Below are 17,093 nucleotides of genomic sequence, written 5' to 3' on the forward strand. Positions count from 1 at the left end.
TCAGCCAAGCGCTTCCATCAGACGCTGGATCTTGGCCAGGCTCTCGCGGTATTCGGCCTCTTCCTCGGAGTCGGCGACCAGACCGCCGCCGCCCCACAGATGCACCTGTCCCTCGGCGATCACCGCCGTGCGGATCGCGATGGAGGTATCCATGTGGCCGCGGATATCCAGATAGCCGAGGCTGCCGCAATAGGCGCTGCGGCGTACCGGCTCCAGCTCCTCGATGATCTGCATGGCGCGGATCTTGGGCGCGCCGGTGATGGAGCCGCCGGGGAAGGCGGCGCCGAGCAGATCCAGCGCATCGCGCCCTTCATCCAGGGTGCTGGTGATGGTACTGACGGAATGGTGCACGTTGGCGTAGCTCTCCAGCGCGCACAGTGAGGGCACCTTGACGCTGCCGGGCGCGGAGACGCGGCCCAGGTCATTGCGCAGCAGGTCGACGATCATCACGTTTTCGGCGCGGTCCTTGGGGCTTTCCAGCAGCTCGGCAGCCAGCCGCGCGTCCTCTTCCGGCGTCGCGCCACGTGCGCGGGTGCCCTTGATCGGCTTGGTCTCGACCGCACGATGATTGACCTCGACGAAGCGCTCCGGCGAGACGGAGACGATCGCCATCTCCTCGCCCTGGGCGTCCTGCCAGCTCAGATAGCCGGCGTAGGGTGTCGGCGTGGCCTGACGCAGGCGCAGGTAGGCATCCCAGCTGTCGCCACTGCAGTCGGCGGAGAAGCGCTGGGTCAGGTTGATCTGATAGCAGTCACCGGCATGCAGATACTCCATCACCTGGCGGAAGCGTTCGCCGTAGCTCGCGCGGTCCAGCAGCGGTGCGAAGGGGGTGTCGAGGGCGAAGTCGGCGCTGCGCGGCGCCGGTTGCTCCAGCCACTCAAGCACCTGCCGGCGCCGTTGGGGCGAGGCGATCAGCCAGCTCTGCTGGCGCTGATGGTCACTGATCAATGCCCAGTCATAGAGACCCAGACGCGCCCAGGGCAGCGCGATATCGTCCTCGGTCGTGGCGGGCAGGTCTTCCAGCGCGCGCCCGAAGTCGTAGCTCCAGTAGCCCAGCAGGCCGGCGATGAATGGCAGGTCTTCGGCTGTCAGGTCATGCCGGGCGAGCTCTTCGCCTGCCAGCGTCTGTGGCAGCAAAGTCAGCAGCTGGCGCTGGGCCTCGATCACCGGCAGGCGGGCGAGGCGCTCCAGCGCTTCACTGAACTGGCTCAGGTCACGCATCGACTCCGGCAGCGGGCCAGTGAGCTTGCCGCCGTGTGGGCCTTGCTCCAGCACGGCCAGCGGGTCGCTGCTGATGATGTCGAAGCGGCCACCGGCCAGCGACGGCTGGCCGCTGTCGAGCAGCACGGCGTCGGGACGTGAGCGCAGGCGTGCGAAGCGCGACAGCGTGGAGGCTTCATCCTCGGCGACGAGGGCGTAGGGCAGGGCGTTGATTTCGAGCGAGATGGTCATGACAGCTTCCGTTGGCGGACAGGGCATTCTAGGCATCCGAAGGCGTTTTGTCCGCCCATGCGTGCGGATTCCGGTGAGGGGCTGGCCTTGTCGGCTTGCCGTTCTCCCGTGCGCTGATTAAGGTGCCTGCCTCTGAACGCCCTGCGCCGTCATCGATGACGGCGTTGACGCGCGTGCTGACGTTCGCCCAGCCCTCTAGCCCAGTCTCTTGACCAGCCCCTGGCACTCCACCGGAGCCCCTGCATGCATCCCGAGTTCGAACATGGCCAACATCTGCTGTCACGTCCCGATCAGAACATCTTCTGGCAGCGTCTCAAGCGGCATGACGCCCAGGGCGGGCGTCGACTGCTGATGCTGCACGGCGCGGGCGTGGCCGGCACGCTGACCTGGGCACCGCTGGTCGGGCATCTCACGGCCCATGATGAACTGATCATCCCGGACCTGCGTGGCATGGGGCAGACGCTGGCGCCGCAGGGTGGCGAGCCTCCTTTCACTCTCGAGCAGGTGGTCGAGGACGTGATGGCGCTGATCGAGACGCAGCGCATCACGCATTTCGACCTGATCGGCTACAGCTTCGGCGGGCTGGTCGCCATGCGCCTCGTCCAGCGTCTGCGCGCCGAGCGCCCGGAGGTGAAGGTCGGCGACATCAGCCTGCTGGAACCGGCGCTGCTGGAGCGCGAATGCCACGCCACCATGCTCAAGGTGCGTGAAGGCTACGCCGAGGCGGCGCGCGCCATGCGCGAAGCCTCAAGCCCCGAGGCGGGCATCACCGCCTTCCTCGACCTCATCTCGCCGCATCGCACGCGCAACCCGCGCGCCGAGCGCATGATGGTGGCGCGATTGGCGCATCGCCATCTGGGATTCGCCAATGCGCTGGACTGTGTCACGCATGCCGTGCGCGAGATCGACCGCGAGGCGCTGCTGGCCGACGTGCTGGCCTCAGGCACCGAGGTGCGCAGCCTGGTCGGCGGCAAGAGCCCGCAGACCCTGCGCGACTATCACAGCCTGCTGGCCGAGCGTCATGCGGGCTGGCAGTCGCTGGAAATCCCCGGCACCGATCACTCGCTGCCTTTCCAGAAACCCCGCCGCATCGGCGCGGAGCTCAGCTTCACATAAATCGCGTGATTGTCGACAAGCCGACCGATGAACGGTCTGGCATTGAGACTCAAGACGCCCCGTCAGCCTGTGCTGGCGGGGCGTCTTTCGTCTCGGCCGCTACCGGCTGGAGTGCCTCTGGCCTGTCGGTGTGTGAAGACTGGCATGGCAGCGTCTCAGGCGGTTCGGCCTTGTTCTGGCAGCCTTTTGTCCAGCGCATGCCAGCTCTCTTACGCCAAAGGTGTAGAGGATTTGGCGGATTGCATCTTGACCCACTCAGGCTCGCTGGCTAGTCTGGCAGTCATTGAATGATTGTCGACAATGGTGCTGAAAGTCCCTCATCGCCATTGTCCTGTCTCAGCCCCTTGTCCAGCCGGATTGCCTGACCGCCATGACCACCGATGCCTTTCACAATGCCACCACCGCTCGAAGCCTCGCGCGCGGCGCCACTGCCGAGCAGGCAGGCCACACCGCCTCCGCGAGTGCTCCGACGCCTGAGGTGCGCACCCTGGCCGAGCGCGTCTTCCACCAGCTGCAGGACGCCATCGTGCGCGGTGAGCTGGCACCGGGCAGCAAGATCACCGAGCCGGGGCTGGCGCAGGCCTATGGCATCTCGCGCGGCCCGTTGCGTGAGGCGATGCGTCGTCTCGAGGTCCATCGCCTGATCGAGCGCGTGCCCCACGTCGGCGCGCGGGTGGTCAAGCTCTCGATGACCGAGCTGCTGGAGCTGTTCGACGTGCGTGAGGCGCTGGAGAGCATGGCCGCGCGTCTGGCGGCGCGGCACATGACGCAGGAGGAGGTCACGCGGCTGCGCAGCGTGCTCAAGACCCACGAGCAGCAGTCGGACCTCAAGACCGGCACCGCCTACTTCCAGAAGGAAGGCGATCTCGACTTCCACTATCAGATCGTCCTCGGCAGCCATAACCACATGCTGATGACGATTCTCTGCGACGACCTCTACTACCTGGTGCGCATGTATCGCACCCAGTTCAGCGCCAGTGGCTCGCGTCCGCAGAAGGCCTTCGTCGAACACCACCGTATCGTCGATGCCATCGAGGCCGGTGACGAGGAGCTGGCGGAGCTGCTGATGCGGCGCCACGTCAGCGCCTCGCGGGAGAACGTCGCCCGCCGCTATGCCGCCACGCTCAAGGAAGAGCAGGGCGAGGAGTGAACTGCCACACCGCTTGCGACCGGATCACCCCCAACAATTCCAACCCCGTCATGGGCCCAGCCCGGGAGATGTCATGTCACGCCATCTGAGTTCCACCGCCTTGCCAAGCCCCGGCGCCCGCTTCCGCGCGGCGCTGGAAGCCAATCGTCCGCTGCCCATCGTCGGCACCATCAATGCCTATACCGCCATCATGGCCGAGCGCGTCGGGCATCAGGCGATCTACCTGTCCGGTGGCGGCGTGGCCAACGCCTCCTACGGGCTGCCGGACCTGGGCATGACCAGCATGAATGACGTGCTGGAAGACGCACGCCGCATCACCGCCGCCAGCGAGCTGCCGCTGCTGGTGGACATCGACACCGGCTGGGGCGGCGCCTTCAACATCGCGCGCACCATTCAGGAGATGGAGCGTGCCGGCGTGGCGGCCGTGCACCTGGAAGACCAGGTCGCCCAGAAGCGCTGCGGGCATCGTCCCAACAAGGCCATCGTCTCCAGCCAGGAAATGGTCGATCGCATCAAGGCGGCCGCCGATGCCCGCCGTGACGACGACTTCTATCTGATCGCGCGTACTGATGCCTTCCAGAAGGAAGGGCTCGAGGCCGCCGTGGCGCGTGCCAATGCCTGTGTCGAGGCCGGGGCGGACGCCATCTTCGCCGAGGCGGTGCATACCCTCGAGGACTACCGTGCCTTCTGCGAGGGCGTCGACGCGCCGATTCTGGCCAACATCACCGAATTCGGCGCCACGCCGCTGTTCAATCAGCGCGAGCTGGGCGATGTCGGCTGCCGGATGGTGCTCTATCCGCTGTCCGCCTTCCGCGCCATGAACGCCGCCGCCCTCAAGGTCTACCAGAACATCCACGACAAGGGTGACCAGAAGGACGTGGTCGACGACATGCAGACCCGCATGGAGCTCTACGACTTCCTCGATTACCACACCTTCGAGCAGAAGCTGGACACCCTGTTCGAGGCCGAAAGCCGCAAGGATTGATGCCAGACGCTCGAGACGGACGCCATGTCTCGTATCAGGAGGCCACTGGCTTCACGGGCCGGCACTTCCGGCCCGACCGTTTCTCCCTCGCTGGCAAACGCCTGGCCGGCGAGGGGCTTGACGCTTTATGCCCTACAAGAAAAAGAACAACTCAATGACGTCACTGCCAAGGAGATCGCGCCATGTCAGATACCACCGCTACCCCGAGCCCTAGTGCCTCCAGCGGCCTGCGCGGCCAGAGTGCCGGCGAGACCGCCCTGTGCACCGTCGGCCAGACCGGCTCCGGCCTTCGCTATCGCGGCTACGATCTGGAGGATCTCGCCGCCCACGCAAGCTTTGAAGAAGTCGCCTATCTGCTGCTCAAGGGCAAGCTGCCCAATCGTTCGGAGCTGGATACCTACATCGCGCGCCTCAAGGGCCTGCGTGGTCTGCCGGATGCCCTGAAGGCGGTGCTGGAGCAGATTCCGGCCAGCGCCCATCCGATGGACGTGATGCGCACCGGCTGCTCGATGCTCGGCAATCTGGAGACCGAAGAGAGCTTCGATGAGCAGTCCGATCAGGCCGACCGCATGCTGGCGGTGTTCCCGTCGATCATCAATTACTGGTATCGCTTCAGCCATGATGGCGTGCGCATCGACACCGAGACCGATGACGACTCCATCGGCGCGCACTTCCTGCACCTTTTGCACGGTGAGGCCCCCAGCGAGCTGCATGCCGCGGTGATGAATACCTCGTTGATCCTCTACGCCGAGCACGAATTCAATGCCTCGACCTTCACCGCGCGTGTCTGCGCCTCGACGCTTTCTGATCTGCATTCCTGCGTGACCGGGGCCATCGGCTCGCTGCGCGGTCCGCTGCATGGCGGTGCCAACGAGGCGGCGATGGCGATGATCGAGCACTGGCGCTCACCGGAGGAAGCCGAGCGCGAGATTCTCGGCATGCTGGAGCGCCGCGAGAAGATCATGGGCTTTGGTCACGCCATCTACCGTGAACGTGACCCCCGCAACGCCATCATCAAGGAATGGTCACGCAAGCTGTCCGAGGATGTGGGCGACACTCAGCTCTACGCCGTCTCCGAGCGCGTCGAAGCCGTGATGTGGCGCGAGAAGAAGCTGTTCTGCAATGCCGACTTCTTCCATGCCAGCGCCTATCACTTCATGGGTATTCCCACCAAGTTGTTCACGCCGATCTTCGTCTGTTCACGCCTGACCGGCTGGGCGGCGCATGTCTTCGAGCAACGCGCCAACAATCGCATCATCCGCCCGAGCGCCGATTACACCGGCCCGGAGCATTGCGACTGGCTGCCCATCGAGCAGCGCGACTGACCCTTTCCTCGGCCAGTCAGCGTGCTGGCCGATCGTTTTCTTGACCGCCTGATGAGTCCGGATGCCCATGAATACCGAGTATCGCAAACCCCTGCCTGGCACGGCGTCACCGGGTACCCCGGTCGACTACTTCGATGCGCGTGCCGCCGTGGAAGACATCACCCCCGGCGCCTACGCCGGTCTGCCCTATACCTCACGCGTACTGGCCGAGAACCTGGTGCGTCGCTGCCCGCCGGATCAGCTGCGCGACAGCCTCGTGCAATTGATCGAACGTCGGCGTGATCTCGATTTCCCCTGGTACCCCGCGCGCGTCGTGTGCCATGACATCCTCGGTCAGACCGCGCTGGTCGACCTGGCCGGCCTGCGCGATGCCATCGCCGAGCGCGGCGGAGACCCGGCCAAGGTCAACCCGGTGGTGCCGACCCAGTTGATCGTCGACCACTCGCTGGCGGTGGAGCACGCCGGCTTCGACAAGGACGCCTTCGCCAAGAATCGCGCCATCGAGGAGCGGCGCAACGAAGACCGCTTCCACTTCATCGACTGGACGCGTCAGGCCTTCGAGAACATCGACGTGATCCCGCCGGGCAACGGCATCATGCACCAGATCAATCTGGAGCGGATGTCGCCGGTGATCGAGTCGCGCGCCGATGAGAAGGGCCATCAGGTCGCCTTCCCGGATACCCTGGTGGGCACCGACAGCCACACGCCGCATGTCGATGCGCTGGGCGTGATCGCCGTCGGCGTCGGCGGGCTCGAGGCCGAGAGCGTGATGCTGGGGCGTGCCTCCTACATGCGTCTGCCGGACATCATCGGCGTGCGCCTCACCGGGCGTCCGCAGCCGGGCATCACCGCCACCGACATCGTGCTGGCGTTGACCGAATTCCTGCGCGCCGAGAAGGTCGTCTCCTCCTATCTGGAATTCTTCGGCGAAGGCGCGGCCAGCCTCACCCTGGGCGATCGCGCCACCATCTCCAACATGACGCCGGAGTACGGCGCCACGGCGGCGATGTTCTACATCGACCAGCAGACGCTGGACTATCTGACCCTGACCGGGCGTGAGCCGGAGAACATCGCGCTGGTCGAGCGCTACGCGCGTGAGACCGGGCTGTGGGCCGACGAGAGCGGCCATATCGAAGGCGCGGTGGAATATGAGCGCGAGCTGACCTTCGACCTGTCCTCGGTGGTGCGCACCCTGGCGGGCCCCTCCAATCCGCACAGTCGCGTGCCGACCAGCGAGCTGGCCGCGCGTGGCATCTCCGGGGTGATCGAGCATGAGCAGGACGAGGACGGGCGCGACCTGATGCCGGATGGCGCGGTGATCATCGCCGCCATCACCAGTTGTACCAACACCTCGAATCCGCGCAATGTCATCGCCGCCGGTCTGCTGGCCAGGCGCGCCAATGCGCTGGGGCTGACGCGCAAGCCGTGGGTCAAGACCTCGCTGGCGCCGGGCTCCAAGGCCGTGCAGCTGTATCTGGAAGAGGCGGAACTGCTGCCGGAACTCGAGCAGCTCGGCTTCGGTATCGTCGGCTTCGCCTGTACCACCTGCAATGGCATGAGCGGTGCGCTGGACCCGACGATCCAGCAGGAAATCGTCGAGCGTGATCTCTATTCCACCGCGGTGCTGTCCGGCAACCGCAACTTCGATGGCCGTATCCACCCCTACGCCAAGCAGGCCTTCCTGGCCTCGCCGCCGCTGGTGGTCGCCTACGCCATCGCCGGCACCATCCGCTTCGACATCGAGAAGGATGTTCTCGGGCATGCGCCGGACGGCTCGCCGATCATGCTCAAGGACCTGTGGCCGAGTGACGAGGAGATCGATGCCATCGTCGGCTCCAGCGTCAAGCCGGACCACTTCCGTCAGGTCTACATCCCGATGTTCGAGGCTCGTCAGGATCGCGACGACACGACCAGTCCGCTCTACGACTGGCGCGAGATGAGCACCTACATCCGTCGTCCGCCGTACTGGGAAGGCGGCCTGGCCAGCGCACCGACGCTCAAGGGCATGCGGGCACTGGCGGTGCTGGGGGACAACATCACCACCGATCACCTGTCGCCCTCCAATGCCATCATGGCCAGCAGTGCGGCGGGTGAGTATCTGGCCGCGATGGGCCTGCCGGAGGAGGACTTCAATTCCTACGCCACTCACCGTGGCGATCACCTCACCGCGCAGCGGGCCACCTTCGCCAATCCCAAGCTGATCAACGAGATGGCCGTGGTGGAAGGGGCGGACGGCAAGCGCGAGGTCAAGCAGGGCTCGCTCACGCGCCTGGAGCCAGAAGGCAAGGTGGTACGCATGTGGGAGGCCATCGAGGCCTACATGCAGCGCAAGCAGCCGTTGATCATCATCGCGGGCGCGGATTACGGCCAGGGCTCGTCGCGTGACTGGGCGGCCAAGGGCGTGCGGCTGGCGGGTGTCGAGGCCATCGTCGCGGAAGGTTTCGAGCGTATCCACCGCACCAATCTGGTCGGCATGGGCGTGATGCCGCTGCAGTTCGCCGCCGGTACCACGCGCAAGACGCTGGCGCTGGATGGCAGCGAGATCTACGCCGTCGAAGGCGAGCCGGCGCCGGGGGCAGAGCTCACGCTGGTGATCGAGCGTACCGCCGGCGACAAGGCAGGCAAGCTCGAGCGCGTGCCGGTCACCTGCCGCCTCGATACCCGTGAGGAAGTCTCCATCTACTCGGCGGGCGGCGTGCTGCAGCGCTTCGCCGAAGACTTCCTGAACTCGCAGGCGCCGGGCGAGACGGCGGCGGAGGTATCAGCATGAGCCAGCAGGCACAGCTCAGGATTCCCGCCACCTATCTGCGTGGCGGCACCAGCAAGGGCGTGTTCTTCCTGCGTGATGAGCTGCCGGAAGCGGCGCAGGTGCCGGGCCCAGCGCGTGATGCCCTGCTGCTGCGCGTGATCGGCAGCCCCGACCCCTACGCCAAGCAGATCGACGGCATGGGGGGCGCGACCTCCAGCACCAGCAAGACGGTGATCATCAGTCGCAGCGAACAGCCGGACCACGACGTCGACTATCTGTTCGGTCAGGTCTCCATCGACTCGCCCTTCGTCGATTGGAGCGGCAACTGCGGCAATCTCTCGGCGGCGGTCGGGCCCTTCGCCATCGAGAAGGGCCTGGTGCCGGCCGAGCGCCTGCCGCGTGATGGCATCGCCGAGGTGCGCATCTGGCAGGCCAACATCGCCAAGACCATCATCGCTCGGGTGCCGATGTGCGAGGGGCGCGTCCAGGAAAGCGGTGACTTCGCCCTGGATGGCGTGACCTTCCCGGCCGCCGAAGTGGCGGTCGCCTTCCGCGACCCCGCCGCTGGCGAGGGCAGCATGTTCCCCACCGGCAATGTGGTCGATACGCTGGAAGTGCCGGAATCGGTGGTCGCGGGCGGGCGGATCCAGGCGACCCTGATCAATGCCGGCATCCCGACCATCTTCGTCGCTGCCCGCGATCTCGGCTATCAGGGCACCGAGCTGCAGGAAGCGATCAATGCAGACGGCGAGGCCCTCGCGCGCCTCGAGACATTGCGCGCCCACGGCGCACTGCGCATGGGGCTGATCCAGGAGCTGGGCGAGGCCGCCAGACGTCAGCACACCCCCAAGGTCGCCTTCGTGGCGCCGCCGGTGGATCACGTCGTCTCCAGTGGTCGCGAGATCAAGGCCGACGAGATCGACGTGCTGATTCGCGCCGTATCGATGGGCAAGCTGCATCACGCCATGATGGGAACCGCGGCCGTCGCCATCGCCGCGGCGGCTGCGGTACCCGGCACGCTGGTCAATCTTGCCGCCGGTGGCGGGGCCGAGGCCGAAGCCGAGCAGACTGGCAGCGCGCGTGACTCGGTGTGCTTCGGGCATCCCTCCGGCACGCTCAGGGTCGGTGCGAGTGCCCATCGTCAGTCACCCTCGGGTCAGGGCCAGCAAGGCGAGGGCGAGTGGACCGTCAGTGAGGCCGTGATGAGTCGCAGCGCGCGTATCCTGATGGAAGGCTGGGTGCGGGTGCCGGCGGAGACCTTGATGCGCTAGCGCCGGTATTGGCAGGCGATGGTCTACTGTCAATATATCCCTCTTGATATCCCTCTTGCGGCATACCGATGAAAGCCGGCCTGGCATGCAAGTGCAGAGGGCCGGCTTTTGTGTATCTGTGGTGCGGACACAGGTATTTCGTGGGATGTGCCGGCATCGCGGGAGATGCATGCGAGCAAAGACGATCCACGACAGGAGGTCACACATGAGCACGCCATCCTCTGATCAGACGGGCGACAGCCGTCTCAGCGCCACTCAAGCCAGTACAAGTCAGGCCAGTACCAACCAGGCCAGCACCAATCAAGCCAGTACCAATCAGGCCAGCGCCAACCAGCGCCCAGACTATGACCCGGAGCTGCAGCAGATCGCCGACTATTTGCTGGGGTATTGCGATGATCCTCATGTCGCGAATGTGGATACGGATACGGATACGGATGGCCTGGCCGGCAAGAGCGTGCGCTCAGGTCCCTCGGCAGAGGCGATGGACACCGCTCGTCTGTGTCTGTTGGATACCCTCGGCTGCGGCATCCTGGCGCTGCGCTTCCCGGAATGCACCAAGCATCTTGGCCCGCTGGTGGCCGAGACCGTGGTGCCGCATGGTGCGCGGGTGCCCGGCACCGCCTTCAGTCTCGATCCCGTCAAGGCGGCGTGGGATATCGGCTGCACCATTCGCTGGCTGGATTACAACGACACCTGGCTGGCGGCGGAGTGGGGGCATCCCTCGGACAATCTCGGCGGCATTCTGGCGGTGGCGGATCACCTCTCGCGTCAGCGTGTCGCACAGGGCAAGCCACCCCTGGTGATGCGCGATGTGCTGGAGAGCATGGTGATGGCCCACGAGATCCAGGGCGTGCTGGCGCTGGACAACAGCTTCAATCGCGTCGGGCTCGACCATGTCATGCTGGTCAAGGTGGCGACCACCGCCGTGACGGCGCGCTTGATGGGGGCGAATCGCGAGCAGTTGCTGTCGGCGCTGTCGCACGCCTTCGTCGATGGCCAGAGTCTGCGCACCTATCGTCATGCGCCCAATGCGGGCTCGCGCAAGAGCTGGGCGGCGGGGGACGCCACTTCACGCGGGGTGCGGCTGGCGGACATCGCCCTGCGTGGTGAGATGGGCGTCCCCGGTGCCCTCAGCGCGCCGCAGTGGGGCTTCAATGATGTCTCCTTCAGTCACGGCAATAGCGATCTCGCGCTCAAGCCTGAAGACGAACGGCACCTGACACTGGCGCGCCCTCTGGGCAGCTACGTGATGGAGAACGTGCTCTTCAAGGTCTCCTTCCCGGCCGAATTCCATGCCCAGACCGCCGCCGAGGCGGCCGTCCAGCTCCATCCCGAGGTGCGCGACCGGCTCGAGGAGATCGAGCGCATCGAGATCACCACCCACGAATCGGCGATCCGCATCATCTCCAAGCAGGGCGCGCTCGCCAATGCGGCGGACCGCGATCACTGCCTGCAATACATGGTCGCGGTGCCGCTGATCTTCGGCGAGTTGAAAGCGGACCACTATGAAGATGGCTTCCATGCCGCTCACCCGGAGATCGACCGGCTGCGAGACAGGATGGTCGTCAAGGAAGAGGCGCGCTTCACCCGCGAGTATCTGGAAGCCGACAAGCGCTCGATCGCCAATGCCCTGCGGGTGGTCTTTTGCGATGGCAGTGCCACCGAGCAGGTGACGGTGGAATACCCGCTGGGACATCGTCGGCGGCGTGAAGAGTCACTCGTCCCGCTCGAGGACAAGTGTCGGGCCAATCTGGCCACCTGCTTCCCGCCCTCGCGGTGCGACACCTTGATGGCGTTGCTGGGCGATCACGAGCGACTCGAAGCACTGCCGGTGCACGAGTTCATGGCGCATTGGGTGCCGTGAGGTGCCGGCCGCATGATGCCCCGTTGGCAATCAGTCATCCAATTGACTGGTGCCGTCATCCGGTATGGGTAAACTGGAAGCGGATTGCACAGGAAGATCGACAGGGGCGCTTGCAAAGACTCGCCGGAGAGCGGGACAACGCCTGCCGGGCCTTCATTGCAAAGGCTTCATCACAAGGGACTCATCATGAAAACATTTCTGCTGCTGGGCGCCATCGCGCTGATCGTCATCTACGTGATCTCGATCTACAACAAGCTGGTCAGTCTCAAGGCGCGCTTCGAGAATGCCTTCGCGCAGATAGAGGTGCAGCTCAAGCGGCGCTATGACCTGATTCCCAATCTGGTCGAGACGGCCAAGGGCTATCTGAGCCATGAGCGTGGCACCCTGGAAGAAGTGATCAATGCCCGCAACAAGGCGATGGCCGCCTTGAATGCCGCAGCGGCGCATCCCGGCAGCATGGACAAGCTGGCTAGCCTGGCCGGTGCCGAGCAGGGGCTGGCGGCGAGCCTGGGCAAGCTGGATGTGGTGGTCGAGGCCTACCCGGAGCTCAAGGCGGACCAGACCATGAGCGATCTGATGGAAGAGCTGACCGCCACCGAGAACCGCGTCGCCTTCGCGCGTCAGGCCTACAACGATGCCGTCACCGACTACAACGTCTATCGCCAGAGCTTCCCGCAGGTGGTGTTCGCGCCGACCTTCGGTCATCGCAGTGATGCAGGCCTGCTGGCCTTCGATGACAGCGTGAAGATCCGCCAGGCGCCGGATGTCAGCTTCTCGTGAGTCGACCGGCTGATGCTTCTCTCGCAGCGGCCTTGCGCTGTGACCCTCACTGTGTAGATGGCGAGCGCGAATGAATTTCTATCATGAGCAGGACAGTGCGCGGCGTCGTACGCGGCTATTGCTGCTGGCCTTCACGGCCATGTCGCTGGTGGTGTCTCTTGCCGCCGGCGCCGTGGTGCATGTCGCGATCAGCAGTTTCCTGGGGCGCCCGGCCGCCACGACGTTTGAATATGTCTGGCCAGTGGCGAGCATCATCTTCCTGTGCAATGCACTGGTCGCGGCGCGTGAGCTGCGGCGCCTGCAGCAGGGCGGTGCGGTCGTGGCCGCACGCCTGGGTGGCAAGCTGGTGGATGTCGAGACCCAGGACTCGCGCGAGCGGCGGGCACTGAATGTCGTGGAAGAAATGGCGATCGCCGCCAATCTGCCCACGCCGCAGCTGTTCCTGCTGCCGCATGAGGCGATGATCAATGCCTTCGCGGCGGGCTATCGGCCCCATGATGCGGTGATCGCGCTGAGTCGCGGGGCGTTGGAGCAGCTGGATCGCAACGAGCTGCAGGGCGTGGTCGCTCACGAGTTCGCCCATATCGCCAATGGCGATATCCGCCTCAACCTGCGTCTGGCGAGTGCGGTCCACGGCCTGGTGTTTCTCTCCGAGGCGGGGCGCTTCCTGATGGGGGCGGGGCGCATCGGCTTCGTGTTGGGCAGGGCGCGCTCCTCCGGTTCCGACAGGAAAGGCGGCATGCCACAGCTGATGCTGGTCGGTGTGGCGCTGTGGTTGCTCGGCAGTCTCGGCGGGCTGGGCGGCAGGCTGTTGCAGCGCGGGGTCGCGCGCTCACGCGAATATCTCGCCGATGCCAGTGCAGTGCGCCTGACGCGTTTCCCGGATGGCATCGCCTCGGCCCTCAAGCGTATCGGTGGCATGGGCTGGCAGGGGCGTATCCAGCATCCGCGCGCCATGACCTACAACCATCTCTTCTTCGTCGAAGCGCGTCCGCCATGGCTGACGGGCTGGTTCGACTCGCATCCGCCGCTGGATGAACGCATCAAGCGCCTGGAACCCCGTTGGGACAGGCAATATCTGAGCGCGCGCCAGCAACCGGTGCATACCTTCGAGCAGCAGGGGCCCATCGGGGCAGAAGTGGTTGGCGGGGTCATGGCGGGTATCGCCGGCGCGGCCGTCATGGGCGAGCTGTCGCGTTCCCGGGGTGAGCTCGAGAACCTGACGCTGTCGCGCTTTCTCTGCCCGCAGCTGGTGGTGGCGATGATCGCGCCTTCGGAGCTCACCCGGCGTGGGGTCTGGCTCACCGAGCTTGAGCGTCAGCATGACTGGCTGGATGGCAAACGCGTGCGCGAGGCGCGGCGCAAGCTCGAGTCCTTGCCGCGGGTCGAGTGGATCCCCTTGCTCAACCGGTTGATACCGCGCTGGCGGGAAGCGGATGAGCGCGCGCATCGCATGCTCAAGGCGCAGACACCTCCGCAGGACATGTTCATCTGGTGTCTGTGGCAGTTGCTGCTGGAATCACTGGACCCGCGAATCGATCGCAAGAGTGACTCGCTGGCCCTGCAGCAATGCCAGCCGGCCTGTCAGCATTGGCTCATGCTGATGGTCGGACTCATCGACGATGAAGCGCTGCGCGAGAACATCTTCCTGGACGCCAGTGCGGAACTTGGTCTGGCGCTTGCGTATCCGCAGTCGCAGCCGGATGGGGATAATCCTGCGCTGCGCTGCCGTCATCTCACGCAGCTGGCTCACCTGCGCCCGATGGACAAGCAGCGCTGGTTCACGGCGCTTGCCCAGGTAGTGCATGCCGACCAGACGCTGGCCGATGAGGAGGTGGCCCTGCTGACACTGTTGGCTCGCGTCATGCAGCTGCCGGAGGCGCGCCTGGAAGCGGCGCTTGAGGCACAGTCGCATTCGCGTGGTGGCTGGCAGGCGCGCCCAGTGTCACGACCCGCGGACGGCAAGGCGGTCTGAGTATCGATCAGGCGAGTGGCTGTTTTTTGCGTCAAAAAGCCCTTGCCATCAAGCCGATTCCTGCGTAAAGTACGCATCCGCTGCTGGGGACGCATGGCGTTGCCAGCGGTGAAAGAGGTTTGCAGGTGATTGTTTTGCTTGATGTTTTTGAAGTCCGCTTCGAAATCATCGATTGACAATCCCGGGCGATTCGCTAGAATGCGCCGCACTCCTTACGGAACAGGTGATCGAGCAACGCTCCTCACCGCTTGATGATGCTTAGAGGCAGTCGACTGACTCATCATCAAGTGCTTGACTTCTCAAGCGTTCCGGGTAGAATATGCCTCCTCGCTTAACAGCGACGCTCTTTAAAAATTTGATCAGGTAATTCGTGTGAGCGCTTGCCGATGAGTGGTGACAAGGTCACCAAATATCGGAGCAAGCCTCTCACGAGAAGTTTGACTCTGAACCAAGTTTGGTCTGCTTAACAGACTATCAAGCTTTCAACTGAAGAGTTTGATCATGGCTCAGATTGAACGCTGGCGGCAGGCTTAACACATGCAAGTCGAGCGGAAACGATCCTAGCTTGCTAGGAGGCGTCGAGCGGCGGACGGGTGAGTAATGCATGGGAATCTGCCCGATAGTGGGGGACAACCTGGGGAAACTCAGGCTAATACCGCATACGTCCTACGGGAGAAAGCAGGGGATCTTCGGACCTTGCGCTATCGGATGAGCCCATGTCGGATTAGCTTGTTGGTGAGGTAATGGCTCACCAAGGCGACGATCCGTAGCTGGTCTGAGAGGATGATCAGCCACACTGGGACTGAGACACGGCCCAGACTCCTACGGGAGGCAGCAGTGGGGAATATTGGACAATGGGCGAAAGCCTGATCCAGCCATGCCGCGTGTGTGAAGAAGGCCTTCGGGTTGTAAAGCACTTTCAGCGAGGAAGAACGCCTTGGGATTAATACTCTCGAGGAAAGACATCACTCGCAGAAGAAGCACCGGCTAACTCCGTGCCAGCAGCCGCGGTAATACGGAGGGTGCAAGCGTTAATCGGAATTACTGGGCGTAAAGCGCGCGTAGGTGGCTAAGTCAGCCAGGTGTGAAAGCCCCGGGCTCAACCTGGGAACGGCATCTGGAACTGCTTGGCTAGAGTGCAGGAGAGGAAGGTAGAATTCCCGGTGTAGCGGTGAAATGCGTAGAGATCGGGAGGAATACCAGTGGCGAAGGCGGCCTTCTGGACTGACACTGACACTGAGGTGCGAAAGCGTGGGTAGCAAACAGGATTAGATACCCTGGTAGTCCACGCCGTAAACGATGTCAACTAGCCGTTGGGTCCCTTGAGGACTTAGTGGCGCAGCTAACGCAATAAGTTGACCGCCTGGGGAGTACGGCCGCAAGGTTAAAACTCAAATGAATTGACGGGGGCCCGCACAAGCGGTGGAGCATGTGGTTTAATTCGATGCAACGCGAAGAACCTTACCTACCCTTGACATCCAGAGGACTTTCCAGAGATGGATTGGTGCCTTCGGGAACTCTGAGACAGGTGCTGCATGGCTGTCGTCAGCTCGTGTTGTGAAATGTTGGGTTAAGTCCCGTAACGAGCGCAACCCCTATCCTTATTTGCCAGCGAGTAATGTCGGGAACTCTAAGGAGACTGCCGGTGACAAACCGGAGGAAGGTGGGGACGACGTCAAGTCATCATGGCCCTTACGGGTAGGGCTACACACGTGCTACAATGGCAAGTACAAAGGGTTGCAATACTGCGAAGTGGAGCCAATCCCATAAAGCTTGCCTCAGTCCGGATTGGAGTCTGCAACTCGACTCCATGAAGTCGGAATCGCTAGTAATCGTGGATCAGAATGCCACGGTGAATACGTTCCCGGGCCTTGTACACACCGCCCGTCACACCATGGGAGTGGACTGCACCAGAAGTGGTTAGCCTAACCTTCGGGAGGGCGATCACCACGGTGTGGTTCATGACTGGGGTGAAGTCGTAACAAGGTAGCCCTAGGGGAACCTGGGGCTGGATCACCTCCTTATCGACACTGTCTACTGCTCGCGGCAAGTGCTCACAACGAATTACCTGATCAAGTTAGTTTATCGAGTAGTAGTGTCGGGTCTGTAGCTCAGTTGGTTAGAGCGCACCCCTGATAAGGGTGAGGTCGGCAGTTCAAATCTGCCCAGACCCACCAAAAGCTTCATGCTTTTGTCGACACGGTTTTGCCGACTTTGGGGCCATAGCTCAGCTGGGAGAGCGCCTGCCTTGCACGCAGGAGGTCAGCGGTTCGATCCCGCTTGGCTCCACCATGAAAGTCCGGTTCAGCTTCTACTACCTGATAACGCTGCACAGTCCACAGTGACAAGCATATCGCCTTCCTCGTGAAGGTTGTGTGACTTCTCACTGTTCTCTGAACAGCCGCTCTTTAACAATGTGAATCATG

The 17,093-nt window shown here is 63.8% G+C and carries 10 protein-coding genes, 2 tRNA genes and 1 rRNA gene; 12 read left to right on the plus strand and 1 reads right to left on the minus strand.

What is annotated here, in order from left to right; genetic code table 11:
* Complete coding sequence (pabB, locus tag CLAM6_RS02930) at positions 1–1,452, minus strand: aminodeoxychorismate synthase component I (protein WP_153635121.1); 1,452 nt, start codon at positions 1,450–1,452, stop codon at positions 1–3.
* A 243-nt stretch (positions 1,453–1,695) separates the two neighbouring features.
* Between pabB and CLAM6_RS02935 the strand changes: the two genes are divergently transcribed.
* The 12 genes from CLAM6_RS02935 (at position 1,696) to CLAM6_RS02990 (ending at position 16,959) form a co-directional block, all read left to right on the plus strand.
* Positions 1,696–2,568, plus strand: coding sequence for an alpha/beta fold hydrolase (locus tag CLAM6_RS02935; RefSeq protein WP_153635122.1), 873 nt, complete (start codon positions 1,696–1,698; stop codon positions 2,566–2,568).
* A gap of 370 nt (positions 2,569–2,938) precedes the next feature.
* The gene (locus tag CLAM6_RS02940) at positions 2,939–3,718 is read left to right on the plus strand and encodes a GntR family transcriptional regulator (RefSeq protein ID WP_043333965.1); all 780 of its coding nucleotides are present in this window, start codon (positions 2,939–2,941) and stop codon (positions 3,716–3,718) included.
* Positions 3,719–3,791: 73 nt separating this feature from the next.
* Positions 3,792–4,703, plus strand: a complete 912-nt coding sequence (gene prpB / locus CLAM6_RS02945) for a methylisocitrate lyase (protein ID WP_043333964.1) — start codon at positions 3,792–3,794, stop codon at positions 4,701–4,703.
* A gap of 182 nt (positions 4,704–4,885) precedes the next feature.
* Entirely contained in the window at positions 4,886–6,028 is a 1,143-nt protein-coding gene (gene prpC / locus CLAM6_RS02950; protein WP_153635123.1) for a bifunctional 2-methylcitrate synthase/citrate synthase, read from the plus strand.
* Between the two features lie 67 nt (positions 6,029–6,095).
* Entirely contained in the window at positions 6,096–8,798 is a 2,703-nt protein-coding gene (acnD, locus tag CLAM6_RS02955) for a Fe/S-dependent 2-methylisocitrate dehydratase AcnD (RefSeq protein ID WP_153636765.1), read from the plus strand.
* Positions 8,795–10,048, plus strand: a complete 1,254-nt coding sequence (gene prpF / locus CLAM6_RS02960; protein ID WP_153635124.1) for a 2-methylaconitate cis-trans isomerase PrpF — start codon at positions 8,795–8,797, stop codon at positions 10,046–10,048. The genes acnD and prpF overlap by 4 nt, the downstream gene beginning before the upstream one ends.
* Before the next feature lie 205 nt (positions 10,049–10,253).
* Positions 10,254–11,912 (plus strand): bifunctional 2-methylcitrate dehydratase/aconitate hydratase, encoded by a 1,659-nt coding sequence (locus CLAM6_RS02965; protein ID WP_153635125.1) that lies wholly within the window; start codon positions 10,254–10,256, stop codon positions 11,910–11,912.
* A gap of 186 nt (positions 11,913–12,098) precedes the next feature.
* Positions 12,099–12,692: a LemA family protein gene (locus CLAM6_RS02970; RefSeq protein WP_054555402.1), complete on the plus strand. Its 594-nt coding sequence runs from the start codon at positions 12,099–12,101 to the stop codon at positions 12,690–12,692.
* Between the two features lie 70 nt (positions 12,693–12,762).
* On the plus strand, positions 12,763–14,667 hold the full coding sequence (locus CLAM6_RS02975; RefSeq protein ID WP_153635126.1) for a M48 family metallopeptidase: 1,905 nt from the start codon (positions 12,763–12,765) through the stop codon (positions 14,665–14,667).
* A 483-nt stretch (positions 14,668–15,150) separates the two neighbouring features.
* Positions 15,151–16,691: ribosomal RNA gene (locus CLAM6_RS02980) — 16S ribosomal RNA — on the plus strand.
* A 76-nt stretch (positions 16,692–16,767) separates the two neighbouring features.
* Positions 16,768–16,844: transfer RNA gene (locus tag CLAM6_RS02985), tRNA-Ile, on the plus strand.
* A gap of 39 nt (positions 16,845–16,883) precedes the next feature.
* Positions 16,884–16,959 (plus strand) — tRNA-Ala (locus CLAM6_RS02990).
* The last annotated feature ends 134 nt before the right edge of the window (positions 16,960–17,093 follow it).

Origin of the sequence: Cobetia sp. AM6, from assembly GCF_009617955.1 — a bacterium.
GTDB lineage: Bacteria > Pseudomonadota > Gammaproteobacteria > Pseudomonadales > Halomonadaceae > Cobetia > Cobetia amphilecti.

Bases quoted from the DNA above. Each gene is read 5' to 3' on its own strand.
- pabB (WP_153635121.1), bottom strand. From the start codon at position 1,452: ATGACCATCTCGCTCGAAATCAACGCCCTGCCCTACGCCCTCGTCGCC.
- CLAM6_RS02935 (WP_153635122.1), top strand. From the start codon at position 1,696: ATGCATCCCGAGTTCGAACATGGCCAACATCTGCTGTCACGTCCCGAT.
- CLAM6_RS02940 (WP_043333965.1), top strand. From the start codon at position 2,939: ATGACCACCGATGCCTTTCACAATGCCACCACCGCTCGAAGCCTCGCG.
- prpB (WP_043333964.1), top strand. From the start codon at position 3,792: ATGTCACGCCATCTGAGTTCCACCGCCTTGCCAAGCCCCGGCGCCCGC.
- prpC (WP_153635123.1), top strand. From the start codon at position 4,886: ATGTCAGATACCACCGCTACCCCGAGCCCTAGTGCCTCCAGCGGCCTG.
- acnD (WP_153636765.1), top strand. From the start codon at position 6,096: ATGAATACCGAGTATCGCAAACCCCTGCCTGGCACGGCGTCACCGGGT.
- prpF (WP_153635124.1), top strand. From the start codon at position 8,795: ATGAGCCAGCAGGCACAGCTCAGGATTCCCGCCACCTATCTGCGTGGC.
- CLAM6_RS02965 (WP_153635125.1), top strand. From the start codon at position 10,254: ATGAGCACGCCATCCTCTGATCAGACGGGCGACAGCCGTCTCAGCGCC.
- CLAM6_RS02970 (WP_054555402.1), top strand. From the start codon at position 12,099: ATGAAAACATTTCTGCTGCTGGGCGCCATCGCGCTGATCGTCATCTAC.
- CLAM6_RS02975 (WP_153635126.1), top strand. From the start codon at position 12,763: ATGAATTTCTATCATGAGCAGGACAGTGCGCGGCGTCGTACGCGGCTA.